11 protein-coding genes are annotated in these 12,980 nt (G+C 59.1%); 4 read left to right on the forward strand and 7 right to left on the reverse strand.

Features of this window, described 5'->3' with window-relative positions; genetic code table 11:
• The first annotated feature begins 111 nt into the window (after window positions 1-111).
• Window positions 112-864, forward strand: coding sequence for a fatty acid desaturase (locus ACQ4N7_RS23980; protein WP_430713972.1), 753 nt, complete (start codon window positions 112-114; stop codon window positions 862-864).
• Window positions 865-984: 120 nt separating this feature from the next.
• On the opposite strand, the gene ACQ4N7_RS23985 is transcribed toward ACQ4N7_RS23980, so the two are convergent.
• Window positions 985-1,263 (reverse strand): hypothetical protein, encoded by a 279-nt coding sequence (locus tag ACQ4N7_RS23985; protein ID WP_430713973.1) that lies wholly within the window; start codon window positions 1,261-1,263, stop codon window positions 985-987.
• 196 nt (window positions 1,264-1,459) lie between these two features.
• Here ACQ4N7_RS23985 and ACQ4N7_RS23990 point away from each other — a divergent pair, with 196 nt between their 5' ends.
• A complete protein-coding gene (locus ACQ4N7_RS23990) occupies window positions 1,460-4,615 on the forward strand; it encodes a UPF0182 family protein (RefSeq protein WP_430713974.1) in 3,156 nt (1,051 codons plus the stop codon).
• A 65-nt stretch (window positions 4,616-4,680) separates the two neighbouring features.
• Here ACQ4N7_RS23990 and ACQ4N7_RS23995 read toward each other — a convergent pair whose 3' ends face one another.
• A complete protein-coding gene (locus ACQ4N7_RS23995; RefSeq protein ID WP_430713975.1) occupies window positions 4,681-5,280 on the reverse strand; it encodes a GIY-YIG nuclease family protein in 600 nt (199 codons plus the stop codon).
• Window positions 5,281-5,538: 258 nt separating this feature from the next.
• Between ACQ4N7_RS23995 and ACQ4N7_RS24000 the strand changes: the two genes are divergently transcribed.
• The gene (locus tag ACQ4N7_RS24000; protein ID WP_430713976.1) at window positions 5,539-5,775 is read left to right on the forward strand and encodes a DUF2283 domain-containing protein; all 237 of its coding nucleotides are present in this window, start codon (window positions 5,539-5,541) and stop codon (window positions 5,773-5,775) included.
• A gap of 56 nt (window positions 5,776-5,831) precedes the next feature.
• Here the strand turns inward: ACQ4N7_RS24000 and ACQ4N7_RS24005 are convergent, their stop codons facing one another.
• Window positions 5,832-6,320: a hypothetical protein gene (locus ACQ4N7_RS24005; protein ID WP_430713977.1), complete on the reverse strand. Its 489-nt coding sequence runs from the start codon at window positions 6,318-6,320 to the stop codon at window positions 5,832-5,834.
• Between the two features lie 197 nt (window positions 6,321-6,517).
• Between ACQ4N7_RS24005 and ACQ4N7_RS24010 the strand changes: the two genes are divergently transcribed.
• Entirely contained in the window at window positions 6,518-7,456 is a 939-nt protein-coding gene (locus ACQ4N7_RS24010) for a glycosyltransferase family 2 protein (protein ID WP_430713978.1), read from the forward strand.
• 119 nt (window positions 7,457-7,575) lie between these two features.
• On the opposite strand, the gene ACQ4N7_RS24015 is transcribed toward ACQ4N7_RS24010, so the two are convergent.
• The 4 genes from ACQ4N7_RS24015 to ACQ4N7_RS24030 form a co-directional block, all read right to left on the reverse strand.
• On the reverse strand, window positions 7,576-7,782 hold the full coding sequence (locus tag ACQ4N7_RS24015; RefSeq protein WP_430713979.1) for a hypothetical protein: 207 nt from the start codon (window positions 7,780-7,782) through the stop codon (window positions 7,576-7,578).
• 270 nt (window positions 7,783-8,052) lie between these two features.
• Window positions 8,053-9,033 (reverse strand): GDSL-type esterase/lipase family protein, encoded by a 981-nt coding sequence (locus tag ACQ4N7_RS24020; protein ID WP_430713980.1) that lies wholly within the window; start codon window positions 9,031-9,033, stop codon window positions 8,053-8,055.
• Between the two features lie 160 nt (window positions 9,034-9,193).
• A complete protein-coding gene (locus tag ACQ4N7_RS24025; RefSeq protein ID WP_430713981.1) occupies window positions 9,194-12,070 on the reverse strand; it encodes a tetratricopeptide repeat protein in 2,877 nt (958 codons plus the stop codon).
• Window positions 12,071-12,198: 128 nt separating this feature from the next.
• Window positions 12,199-12,732, reverse strand: coding sequence for a pentapeptide repeat-containing protein (locus tag ACQ4N7_RS24030; RefSeq protein ID WP_430713982.1), 534 nt, complete (start codon window positions 12,730-12,732; stop codon window positions 12,199-12,201).
• Between the last annotated feature and the right edge of the window lie 248 nt (window positions 12,733-12,980).

Consider the following 12,980-nt stretch of genomic DNA (forward strand, 5'->3'; position numbering starts at 1 on the left):
GTTACATTGATCAAAGTGACGTTACTAACTACAGCTAAATCAAAGCTTTCAATGTTGCTCTAGACGCGCTTGCAAAGAAATAGCTTGTTCAGGTTGGAAACCTGATTATATATGTTCAGCCAATCACAATCGCCCCACTCTCAAAGCTTTAATTATTCTCAGCTGAGTTTGTGCTGGGCTAGCCTAATTGGATGTCTGTGGCTGGCTAGTTTGGTGGTCACCTTTACCCTATTTAATGCCCAAACTCCTTGGGTTTGTTGGCCCCTGGCAGTTTTAGTCAGAACGTTTTTGCATACTGGCTTGTTCATCGTCACCCATGAAGCCATTCACAACAATATTTCCAGTTCCCATCGGCTTAACGACGCCTTCGGGTACATAACCTCATGGCTGTACGCCCTGTTGCCCTATCAGCTATTGGCTAAAAACCATCGGCTGCACCACCGCTTTCCCGCGACCGAGCAAGACCCCGACTACTGTGACACAGAACGGGGAGGTTTCTGGTTATGGTACATCCAGTTTATGAAAACCTACCAGTCGGGCCAGCAATTTCAGGTCTCATTAATTGGGTTTACTCTCGTCTTTTTTGGCTTTTTGGCTTGCCAAGTTTCTCTGGTTAACGTAATTCTTTTTTGGGTTCTTCCCGTAGTGCTCAGCTCCCTGCAGCTGTTCACCTTTGGTATCTTTCTTCCCCATCGGCAACGCGACAATGCCGCTGACTGTGGTCACTACATCAGCAGCATTCGTCTGCCAGTCTTTTGGTCATTCATCACCTGCTACCATTTTGGGTATCACCGAGAGCATCATTCGCATCCTCATTTGCCCTGGTACCAGCTGCCTCAAATCTATAGAAATGGTGCAGCCTAACTGCTTGGCAGTACCAAGAGGCCGGGATGCCCTGGAATAGTCGTCAACCCGCTGCCGCCTATCGCTATATCGACTGATGACCAGCCGTTGAGGCGGCTTGACGCGTAGCCTGTCGTTTCCCTAGCCTGCCGGTTTTTTTTCGCGGCAGTGGATACCAGCGTGAGTCAGGATTAACTGGTGGCCCTGAATATGGCGCAGTCTGCCGCTGACAACACCGTCCCAGTAGTCGTACTCCATAGCCTTTTCAATAAAGCGTTTAAACGTCTTGGTTTTAACATCGGCCAAAACAACATAGCCGTTGCAGTACATTTCAATTTTTGTCACTCCACCAGGAGCAGCGGTGGCGATTGGGATACCGCTAAATTTGACTGTGATGTCGATTTCACCTTTTGCAGGCATGACCTAAAACCCAGTTGAAGTGGGGCGTATACGACGATGTCATATATTACGGGGTAATCCGTGACGAATAGCATATGAGTTAGGGCGTTAGACGTTGCTGCCCTGCGCTCCTTTTCACGGCAGACTGCTCTAGTGGCGCGGCGCGGCGGCGCTACAATCTAGGCATTGCTGGGGTAGCTGTCTAGCCGTAGGGCCCATGGTAAGTAAGGCGATCGCAAAGAGTTTTTCTCAGTGGGGTCTGCCCCGGTGGGGGTGGCTGAGCCTGGGGCTGGGGCTGCTCACCCTGCTTTTTTTCGACGCGATCGTCAACCTTCAGGCGGAGCGCCTCTGGTTTGTGGAGGTCAACTATCCAGACGTGTTCTGGGTGCGACTGGGGTCGCAGCTGGTGCTCGGCCTAATTCCCATTTTCTCGACCCTGCTGTTTACCTGGGGCAACCTCACCCTCGCCGATCGCGCCAAGCCCCTAGAGATACCGAGCGATCGCACCTCCCGAGTCCGCAGTTTGGGGCTGAGTGGACTGCTGCTGTTGGGGGCCACGCTGAGCTTTTTGGTCGGGGTGCAGCTCATCTACCAGGGCCAGACAGCTGGAGACTTTTGGCAACAGTCCACTACCCTCTACGACACCAGCCCGCCGCTGCCCCTGTGGCCCAAGCTGCAGCTGTTTACGGTGATTGGCCAAATTTTTGTTGCCCAGCCCTGGCTAATTGTCGCCCTGGGCATTAGCACCGTGGCGTTTTTGATCTATCCCCGACAGCTGGGGCGGCTGGCGGCGGTGTTGATGAGCCTGGGCTACGGCCTCGTGTTGGCCAACCAGTGGCCGTCGGTGCTGCTGGCCCTCAACCCGGTGCCCTACAACCAGGTTGAACCCATCTTTAACCGAGATATTTCCTTCTATATCTTTCGCCTACCGGTGCTGCACCTGCTGGAGTTTTGGGTGGTGGGCACCCTGTTTTTTACCCTGGTCAGCGTTTACCTCGTCTATCTCTTAGCCCACAACACCCTCAGTCGAGGCCGGTTTTACGGCTTTTCGCCGCCGCAGCAGCAGCATCTCTATACCCTGGCCGGGCTGCTGTTTTTGGCCACCAGCTTTAGCCACTGGCTGGGCCGCTACGAGGTGCTCTACTCCCGCGAGGGAGTGGTGTACGGGGCGGGCTATACCCATATTCACGTGCTGCTGCCTGCCAACTGGGGGCTGGCCATTCTCACCCTGGTTTTGGGTCTGGTCTTTTTGCTGCGGGGGCGGGTGCAGGCACCGGGCTACATCAACCCGATGCGAAGCGGGGCGCGGGCGCAGGGGCCAGGGGCCGCCCTGGGCTGGTGGGCGGGGTTTGGGCGCACGAGTCTCTTGGTCAAGGGGGTGTGCGGCTATCTGGTGCTGACGGTGCTGGGGCTGGTGCTGGCCCCCATGGTGGTGCAGCGGCTGGTGGTGCAGCCCAACGAGCTGCAGCGCGAGCGGCCCTACATCACCAACTCCATTGCCCTCACCCGCTCAGCCTTTGACCTAGAGGCGATCGAGTCGGAGCCCTTTGACCCCAGCGGCGACTTGAGCGCCGCAGATCTAGAAGAAAACGACCTTACCCTAGAAAATATTCGCCTGTGGGACTCGCGGCCCCTGCTCGACAGCAACCGCCAGCTCCAGCAAATTCGGCTGTACTACGAGTTTAAAGATGCCGATTTTGACCGCTACAACATTTTGAACCAGGAGCGGCGATCGGAGCGCCGTCAGGTGATGATCTCGGCCCGAGAGCTGAACTACCAGCGGGTGCCTGAGATCGCCAAAACCTGGGTCAACGAGCATCTGGTCTACACCCACGGCTTTGGCTTTACCATGAGCCCGGTGAATACCGCTGGCCCCGACGGGTTGCCCACCTACTTTGTGCGCGGTATCGACAACATCCCCAGCAGTGATGAGGTGCGCCAGAGCATTCCAATTGGCGACCCACGCCTGTACTTTGGCGAGCTGACCGATACCTACATCATGACCAATACCCAGGTGCTGGAGCTTGACTACCCCAGCGGCAATGAGAATATCTACACCACTTACCTGGGTCGAGGCGGCATTAGTTTAGACAGCTTCTGGCGGCGACTGCTGTTTGCCCGCCACCTGTTCGACTGGCGAATGCTGTTTACCGAAGACTTTACCGACAATACGCGGCTGCTGTACCGCCGCAACATTGCCGATCGCGTGCGGGCGATCGCACCCTTTCTGCGCTTCGACACCGACCCCTACCTGGTCACCGTCGATATTGACGATGCCTCCAGCCGGTGGGGTACTGGGCCTACCCACGGCAGCCAGGCCCCGCAGAGCATTGACTTTGACTCGTTTCGCGATCGCGACCCCAACTTTATTGCCGAAAACTTCAATGCCCAGACCGGCGAGAACTACCTCTACTGGATTATCGACGCCTATACCGTCAGCGGCCGCTACCCCTACTCCGACCCCGGCGACAACGACTTTAACTACATTCGCAACTCGGTCAAAGTCGTTGTCGATGCCTTTAACGGGTCGGTGAGCTTTTTTGTCTCTGAGCCCAACGACCCCATTATTCAAACCTGGGAGCGGCTATTGCCCAACATGTTTGAGTCGCTGGAGGCCATGCCCGACAGCCTGCGTGCCCACATTCGCTACCCGCAGGACTTGTTCTCGGTGCAGGCCGACTCGCTGATGACCTACCACATGACCGATCCCCAAGTGTTCTACAACCGAGAAGACCAGTGGCGCGCCCCCAGCGAGATCTACGCCAGCGAAACCCAGCGGGTAGAACCCTACTACCTGATCATGAAGCTGCCCCTGGAGGATACCGAGGAGTTTATCTTGCTGCGGCTGTTTACCCCGGCCCAGCGCAACAACCTGATTGCCTGGCTGGCGGCCAGATCAGACGGCGATCGCTACGGGCTCAGGTTGCTCTACCGCTTCCCCAAACAGGAGCTAGTGTTTGGCCCCGAGCAAATCGAGGCCCGCATTAACCAAGATCCCGAAATTTCTCAGCGCATCTCGCTGTGGGATACCCAGGGGTCGCGGGCGCAGCAGGGCAACCTGCTAGTGATACCGATTGAGCAGTCGCTGCTCTACGTCGAACCGCTGTACCTGGTGGCCGAACAAAACCAGCTGCCTACGCTGACGCGCGTGATTATGGTCTACCGCAACCGCATCGCCATGGCCCCCACCCTGCAGGCAGTGCTGTCGGCAATCTTTTTAGAAGAGCCGGAGCAGGCTGCCCCCATTCTGCGCAACCTGGGAGAAGACGCCCCCGACGACGACCCCCTGCCAGGGCTGCTCGACATCGAAACCCCTACCGGTGCGCCAGCCAACGAGGGCGAAGACCTCGACCCCATTGTGCCCGAGCTGTAGCCCGTAGGTGCGATCGCACAAACAGCTATAGCTTCAGTCGCTTTCGGTCTAGCCACTGGACTAGGTTAACCGCCAGTCCAAATCCCATTCCATATTGGCAGCTCCCGTGCCTTTTGCCTGCAGCTCTTGCGCAGCTCCGACAAAACCGGATAAAAGGGATGGCTCTCGTTATGCTCTAAGTTCAGAGGTAGAGACAGTTGAGAGATAATCTGCGGTTCCAACACCCACGGTTCTACTGTCTCCATCCAAGTAACCAGGGCATTAGTTGCCATCCAGTCAGAGAGCGTCTGCTCCCCATCCACAAAGGTAAGGCGTTGACCACTGCTACCTTCCCTCCTGAGTTCAATTCCCAGTTCATTGGCCAGCAGACAACCCAGGGTAAGGCGTAGGGTAGAGCCAAAGGCATTGTTGTTATAGTGCTGGCGCACCCGCTCCTTCAGCTGTTGGCGACCTGATGAAGGTTTGCTAGGTGAAATGCCGACGTAAAGCAGGGTTGCTCCTTCCACCCGATGACAGTTTTCTACAGGCACCTGAGGAGGAATCTTGCGGAAGTACCAGGCATAAACCCCGGCCTTCTTTGGAATTGGGCTGTTTCTAGCCAATACCTCTGAGCGAGACCAAAGGCGCGTGGGAGTTAGGATCGGATCAAAATCTGACTGATTCATAAGGCCGAGCATTTTTGCTGCTTACTCTGTCAAAGTTCCCGCACCTGACTACCTCGACCAACTAGCTGAAACCCTTGCGACCCCCGACCAGATTCGTTCCAGTGTCCGTGATGAGCAGGCCTTGCTGTTTTCCAAATGGTTCACCACAATTCGGACAGGGCGATATCTCGTTGTAGTGGTGGTGAAAGGTACTGACCCGGAACGGCACTGGGTCATCACAGCTCACACAGCCCGTCGGCTCAGTGGAGGAAAGGTGATATGGCAAACGGGAAATTGACGTTTCGTTACGATCGGGTGGGAGACATTCTGTATATCGATCAGTGTGCGCCCTACGCTGAGCAGGAGTCAGAGGAAATTGGAGATGATGTGATCGCCCGATTAAATCCTGAGTCGGGGGCGATTGAGAATCTTGAGGTCCTGTTTTTCTCAAAGCGAGTGATGGAGTCAGAAACCCTGGAACTCCCTATCGATGGGGAGTTGCAGTTGGCTGGATAGGTGCTATGTCAACAACTGAACTCTGAAAATATTGGATTTCGGTAGTTGACGCCCTGCTAGGGCTGGTCTAAAAACTGCTCGATCATTTCTTTGGCGGGTTCGACCATGGCCCAGGTGCCATCGGCCTGGCGGCGCATGGTAGCAAAGGAAACGCTGTCGCCATGGCCAATGGGGTCGCCCTGGGCCAGGTCGCCCAGCTTGGGCTGACGCAGCCCGCAGAGGCGAAACAGGTAGGCGGGCACATCTGGGCTCGACAAAATAACGCACAGATCGGCCTTGCCCTCGGCGGGCTGCACCTGGCCGTCGAAGGGCATAAACACGCGCTTGCCTTTAATGTCGAGGGTGATATCGCCCAGACCGCTCTGCACCTGGTACCCGGCCAGGCGATCGCCCGGCTGCAGCGCCCACTTTTGAGACAGGGTAACGTTGCGGGGGCCGGGGTTAGCGCTGGGGCTAGAGCAGCCCCAAAGGCCGCCCAGCAGCACCAGGGTCAGTAGTCCCAGGCGGCGTTTTAACTGGTTTTTCTTCTGACTGCGATCGCTCACCATGTGCCTTTGCCGTGCGCCCTGTCTAAACCCTATCGCTCGCGAAAATAAGTCCGCAGAAATACACTTGAACTAAAGTTCATTCATACTGGAATTATGCCACGGATCTTTCAGGGTGGCGCAGCAACCCGGCACAACGCTATGCCTTGGGGGCCAGGGAAGGCGCTAGGATAATAGCGCCATTTGGAAGGTTTACCGTGTTTATCAGCGTTGTTACCCCCACCTACAACCGCCAGCCCATCCTGGAGAAATGCCTCCGCGCCCTGGAGCGGCAGGTTTACGACCCAACGCTGATCACCGACTACGAACTGGTGGTGGTCGACGACGGCTCCACCGACGGCACCCAGGACTGGCTGCGCCAACATGCCGCCGAGTTTCCCCACGTGCGGCTGGTGGAGCGCAACCACGGCGGCGCGGGGGCGGCCCGCAACTACGGGGTTGAGGTGGCTCGGGGCGACACCATTGCCTTTATCGACAGCGACGTAATTTTGGTGCCGGGGGCGCTACAGGCCCACGCCCAGGCCCTGAGTGATGCCTACCGGCGGCTGGGGGACGATCGCGCCTTTAGCGCTGGCCGCCTGGTCAACACCTGCAACTTTGAGCAGCCCACCGCCGAACCGGCCAAAGTCACCGATTTTTCCAACGCCTTTTTTGACACGGCCAATGTGGCGATCGCCCGCCACTGGCTGCTCACCGCTGGCCTGTTTGACCCCGACTTTCGCCTCTACGGCTGGGAAGACCTGGAGCTGGGGGTGCGGCTCAAAAACCTGGGTGTCTCGATGGTCAAGGTGCCCGAGGCCCTGGGCTACCACTACCATGCCCCCTTCGCCCTCGATCAAATTCCCAAAATGATCGATCAGGAGATTCAGCGGGGCCGCATGGGGGCGCTGTTTTACCAGAAGCACCCCACCCGCGAAGTCAAGATGATGATTCAAATGACCTGGCTGCACCGCATTTTGTGGGGGGCGCTCACCGCAGGCGGCAGGCTGAACGAAAAGACGATGGCCCCCCTGCTGCGCTGGCTGATCGACCAAGGCAAACCCCAGGTGGCGCTGGAGCTGGCGCGGGTGTTTTTGAACTGGTACACGGTGCAGGGGGTGTATGCGGCCTACAGCGAGATGCAGCGGGAGGGGTAGGTGGGTGGATAGGGAAGTGGAGAAGATAAGGAGGTGAGGACGGCAGAGTGAATTGTTCTTTCCCTCATCTCCTTATCCCTCTACCTCCTCATCGTCTTACGCCAACCCCTCTGGCGGGTCTACAGCAAAAGCATTTCGGCGGCGCTGGCGATCGCCATGGCCAGCAGCGCTACCGATACGTACTGCATAACGGGTGTTTTGTGCTGGCGTCGCCGTTCGGCAGAGCGCAGCGCTCCTGAAATGTGGGGGGCACCCAGCAGGAAAAAGAACAGTTGGAGGATATCGACCTTCCGCCGTTCCAGAGTCATGGGGGATTGGGGATGCATCGGTGGTTCTCCTTTGCGTTTACACAGGCTCGGCTCAAACATGGCCAGGCACAATGTAACACAATATTAAAAAATGTTGTGTAATTGCACGTTGCGATCGGTTATCTGCTCGCGCAGGAACTCGCGGTGTAATGTTTCGTGTATAGCTCTTCGGGCATAGCCAACACCAGGACGGAGCCTCGCCTCAGCACTATTTGCTCCGTAGGGTTCCTCAGATTGGCATAAAGCGCCTCTAGTTTTAAGACGAGGCGGCGTTGCCAAAGGTTGCCGTTACCAGAGGTCGCCAAGGGGGGCGTGGGGGGGTGGCAAAGCGGCCTCAGGCGAGGGATGCCAAACCTCGGCCACAAATTCGGCCAGGGCCTGCCCTACCCAGCGGTTGCCCTCGGCGCTGAGGTGAATATGGTCGAAGTAGAGCGCTTCATAGCGGGTCTGCTGTAGCTGGGGCAAAAAATCGAGGTAAGGAATTCCCTCGGCCTGGGCGAAGGCGGTCAGTCGCTGGCGGGCAACCTGCTCGTAGTCGCGGGGGCCGCCGTCTAGCTCGCGCCGCAGGGGGGTCATGGCGATCGCCAGCTGTCCCCCGGCGGCCTCGACCACCTGCTTGAGCTGGCGAATGGCTTCGAGATTGACGCCAACGCGATCGCTCCCCTGATCGTACAAGGCTTGCAGTTCGACGCTAGGGGTGTATTTGCGGCGGCGGGCTATGGCCTCGGCCAGGGCCAGGGGCGGGCGACGGGTGGGGTACTGGGGGCTGCGGCCCAGGTCGTGGCTATGGGGGGCGACAGCAAACAGATCGTCGGTGTTGAGCACCAGCAGCAGCACCTGGGCCTCAAAGGTGCCAAACCGCAGCACGTAGCCCAGCTCGTTGCGCGGCCCCCAGGAGTTAGCCGAGGCGTTGAGCACCTCCACCTGCTGAAACTGGGCGGGTTTGAGCAGCTCCAGGGCCGTCTGCACCCGGAGCGACAGCAGCTCGGCCTGGTCGGTCCACCAGCCGCCGTTGACAATCGAATCGCCCACCATCAGCACCCGCAGAGTATCGGCGGCCCGCTGCGGCGCAATAGCTGGCCCCCGCATCGAGTAGGCGTTGATGGCAATGCGGTTGCCCCGCCGCCGCAGGTTTTGGTGGGGGGCCAGCCGGTAGCCGGTGCGGGCATCGGCGACGTAAAGGGGTGGGTTGCCCAGACCGTACCTGAGCCGCAGAAAAATCTCAGCGCCGATCAGGGTCACCACCCCAACGGCCAATACCCAAAGCACAATTTTTACCAACGTTCTGCCGATTGCAGCACCAGCATTTTATCGAGTTTCTCGGAGTCAGGGCTATTTTGGGGGCAGGGAAGATAAGGAAGGTAAGGAGATGGGGAAGGTAAGTTTTCTCCTCATCCCCTCATCCCCTCATCTCCGCCACAACCTACCCTCACTCCACCAGCTCGCGGAACCAGTTGTCGCTCCAGAGTTCGTCGAAGGCGGGTTCAGTGCGGGCCTCTTCGCGGTAGTCGGGGTCGAGGCGCACCGCCTGCTGCAGCGCTTCCATAGCGTTGTCAAACTGGCGCTGAAGGGCGTAGCAGAGGGCCTTGTTGTAGTGGGCCTTGGGGTAGTCGGGGTCGATGGCAATGGCGCGATCGAAGCTCTTGATCGCGTCGTCGTCGCGGCCCAGCTTGACCAGGGCCAGCCCCCGGTTGTCCCAGGCTTTGGGGGCGTCGGGGTTGAACCGGGTGGCCTTGTCAAAGCTGACCAGGGCGTCGTCGTAGCGCTCTAGCTCGATCAGCGAGAGACCCCGGTTGAGCCAGGCGATCGCGTCGTTGGCCTGGTACTCGACCGCCTTGTCAAAGGAGTTAAACGCCTCCTCGTGCTGCTGCAAAATGCCGTAGGACACGCCCCGATTCACCCAGGCCTCGTGGTATTCGGGGTGGATTTCGAGGGCGCGATCGAAGGCGGTAATGGCGTCTTCGCGGCGCTTCAGGCGGCTCAGCACCATGCCCCGGTTGAGCCAAACCTTGGCGTCTTCGGGAGTGATCTCGGTGAGCTGGTCAAACACCGTCAGGGCGTCTTCGTGGCGGCGCAGCTCGCGCAAAATCAGGCCTTTCTGCATTAGCGCCCCGGTGTGTTTGGGCTCTAGCTCCAGGGCGTGGTCGAGGGAGTCGATCGCCCCTTCGAGCTGCTCCAGGGCCTGCTGGGCCTCGGCGCGGTTGATCCACACTCGGGTGTTGACGGGCTGAATGTCTAGCGCTTTGTCGTACTCGGCCACCGCCAGGGCGTAGTCGTTGTCGGCCAGGTAGCGATCGCCCCGAGCAATGTACTCATCGGCGGTGAGAAACAGCTGGGGCCGGTTGGTCTCCAGCCGACCGATCTTGTCGGTAATGGTCTCAAACTGCTGCCGCGCCTCGCTCATAAACGAGTCGGCCAGGTACTGGGGTGACACTTCGCCCAGGCGGCGCATGATGTCGTCTTTCTGGTGCTGGGCCTCGGCGGCGATCGCCTCCAGTCGCACCCGGTAGCCCTGCTGCAAATCCTCCAGGCGGCCCAGGGAAACCTCGCGCCCCGCTTGAATATCGGCTTCGAGCTGGGCAAAGCGCTCGGCCATTTCGGCCATCAGCCCGTCGAGCTGGCGGCGGGCGGCGGCCTCGCGCTCGGCGGTGGTGGTGCCCAGGTTGGCCAGATCTTCGCTGAGGCGGGCATCAAAGCTGTCGATTTTGTCGAGGACGCGATCGCGCTTGCTGAAAATTGCCCCTCGCACCTGATTCAGCTGTTCGGTAAAGGCCGCTTCCATCGCCCGCAGCCCGTCGATAATCTGGATTTGCTGCTCGCCCGTGGCGTCCTGCAGCACCCGCACCTGCTGGCGAAAGGCGCTGGCGGTGGCGTCGATATCGGCCAGCAGGGTCGATCGCTGAATTTCGGCCTCGGTGGCCATCTGGCTCAGCTGGTTTTGCAAATCTTGAGCGGCGCGCTGAAAGTCGTCGAGGGTGTTTTGCTGGCGGGCATCGACCTCGGTGCGGGTGGCGGCAAAGCGCTCCAGAGCTTCGTCGGCGGCCCGGCGCAGGTCGCCCAGCAGCATATCCTGGCGGTTTTCGATCTCGATCTTGAGGCCGCCAAACTGGGCCAAAAACTCGTCGGCCTGGCGACGCAGATCGGCCAGAATGCGGCTGCGCTGGCCGTCTACCTCGGTGCGCAGGTTGGCGAAGCGCTGGGTAAACTCGTCGATCGAGCGCTGAATGGTTTGCAGGGCCAGATCGCGCTCGCCCAGGGCGCTGACCTGCAGCTCGCCCAGCTGACGGCTAATCTCATCGGTCTGGGTTTGCAGGCGGCTGAGGCTGCTCTGGCGCAGAGCGTCGAGGGCCTCGGCAATGGCGGCGGTCTGACGATCGACCTGGTCGCTGGCCTGGGTGGTGAGCTGCTGGCGCAGATCGGCCAGGGCTACCATGACGCGATCGCGCTCCTCCTGCATGGCCTGGGTCATGGTGCCCATCTGGTCGGCAAAGCTGGCTTCGGCATTGCCAATCTTTTGCAGCACCGCGTCCTGCTGCACTTCTACATCGCTGCGCAGGCGGTTGATGTCGCGCAAAAAGCCGGTCTGGTTTTCCTCTAGGGTGCGAAACACCACGTCGCGCTGGAGCTGGGTGTCTTTGCGCAGGGTGGTGATTTCGTCGTCGGCTGCGGCCCGCAGCCCGGTCAGGTGGCCGACAAAGTTGGCCTCGGTGCTCTCCAGCTTGACCTGCAAATCGCCCAGGGTGGACTGCCAATCGTTGATGGTGCGGGCCTTAAACTCGGCCAGGTCATCCACCAGTCGATTCAGCACCTGCTTTTTGGTGACGGCCTCTTCCTGAAAGCGATCGGTGCGGCTGTTGAGTTCGCTGGCCCGCTCCTTGGCCTGGGTCAAAATGTAGTCGAGGTCGCGGGTGGCGGTTTGAATCTTGGTTTCAAGATCGGTGATGTCGTTAATTTGGTTGCGCACCACCACCGAAACTTCCTGAATTACCGATCGCCGCATCAGCCACAGCATTACCACCCCCAGGCCCAGCAGCAGCAGCAGAGTGCCCAGCATGACAAAGAACAGCGTGGTAGCGCGGCGAAAGGCCAGATCGGCCTCGGTGCTGAGCCGCTCGATCTCGGCGGTGGTGGCCGCCTGGGCCAGCAGCACGGGTTCCTGGGCGGCCTCAGGAGCGGCGACGACCGCTTGGGCAGCGGCTCGTTCCGAAAACCCAGGCTGAATCACCGCCCCGCCGCTGAGCAACATCAGCACCAGCAACAACAGGGGGCGGGGAACATCGGCCAGGGAACGCATGGGCTGCCTCATCAGGACTTTCCTAATGGAATATGCTTAGGATACCTGATACTTCAGGGGGTTAGGGCAGCGGCGCTCAACATTCGCCCCTGGAGCCAGCCCGTCTTTGATATGGGTCTAGCGACCATTTTAACGATCCCCTAGCGACCATAGTTGTAGCCGCTGGGCAGGATGGTGGTGCGATCGCAGCGGCTCTGGTCTAGATCGACCCCGGTGGCGCGAAACAGGTTGCAGCGGCTGAGGCTGGCCTGGGTAAGGTCGGCCCCCTCAAGCTTGGCCCCGCTCAGGTTGGCCCCGCTCAGGTTAGCTCCGCTCAGGGTGGCCCCGCGCAAATCGGCTCCGCTCAGGTTGGCTCCGGTCAGGTTGGCTCCGGCTAAGCTGGCCCCCCGCAGGTCGGCGCGGCCCAGGTCGGCCTCGGTCAGCACCGCTCCAGCTAAGTCAGCGCTGTAGAGGTTGACGTTGCCCAGATGGGCCTTGATCAGGCTGGCCCCGGTCAGCTTGGCCAGACTGAGATTGCCGTAGGGAATGTAGCAGTCATCCAGGCAGCTGCCCTGCAGGTCAACCTGACGCAGATCTACCTCAAATAACTCCACCCCGGTCAGATTGACGAGTGAAAAACACCGCTGACCATCTGCATAGGCCGCCAGTAAGGCATCTTTGGTAAGTCGATCCATCGTAGTTGTCAAAGTAAGGCCGTGAGCCTAAGTATTTGTGCTCAACATAAAGAACATCTGCCAATGTAATCGTTCACGTTTTGTAACAACGAAGCGTTAATGATGTCTTCAGGTTTTTGAGGATGCCCCCTCTAATCTGGAACCGGCACGAAACTGGCCTAGGCCAACATCTTTGCCCTAGGCCCCAATCCCGATCTGCTCCAGCCCAACCCTCCCCCACCCCATCCACCCCATCCACCCATCTACCC

It is taken from the genome of Nodosilinea sp. AN01ver1 (assembly GCF_050565655.1).
GTDB lineage: Bacteria > Cyanobacteriota > Cyanobacteriia > Phormidesmidales > Phormidesmidaceae > Nodosilinea.

Coding starts and splice junctions, on each gene's coding strand:
- ACQ4N7_RS23985 (WP_430713973.1), bottom strand. CDS start 1,263: ATGCCTGCAAAAGGTGAAATCGACATCACAGTCAAATTTAGCGGTATC.
- ACQ4N7_RS24025 (WP_430713981.1), bottom strand. CDS start 12,070: ATGAGGCAGCCCATGCGTTCCCTGGCCGATGTTCCCCGCCCCCTGTTG.
- ACQ4N7_RS23995 (WP_430713975.1), bottom strand. CDS start 5,280: ATGAATCAGTCAGATTTTGATCCGATCCTAACTCCCACGCGCCTTTGG.
- ACQ4N7_RS23990 (WP_430713974.1), top strand. CDS start 1,460: ATGGTAAGTAAGGCGATCGCAAAGAGTTTTTCTCAGTGGGGTCTGCCC.
- ACQ4N7_RS24000 (WP_430713976.1), top strand. CDS start 5,539: ATGGCAAACGGGAAATTGACGTTTCGTTACGATCGGGTGGGAGACATT.
- ACQ4N7_RS24030 (WP_430713982.1), bottom strand. CDS start 12,732: ATGGATCGACTTACCAAAGATGCCTTACTGGCGGCCTATGCAGATGGT.
- ACQ4N7_RS24015 (WP_430713979.1), bottom strand. CDS start 7,782: ATGCATCCCCAATCCCCCATGACTCTGGAACGGCGGAAGGTCGATATC.
- ACQ4N7_RS23980 (WP_430713972.1), top strand. CDS start 112: ATGTTCAGCCAATCACAATCGCCCCACTCTCAAAGCTTTAATTATTCT.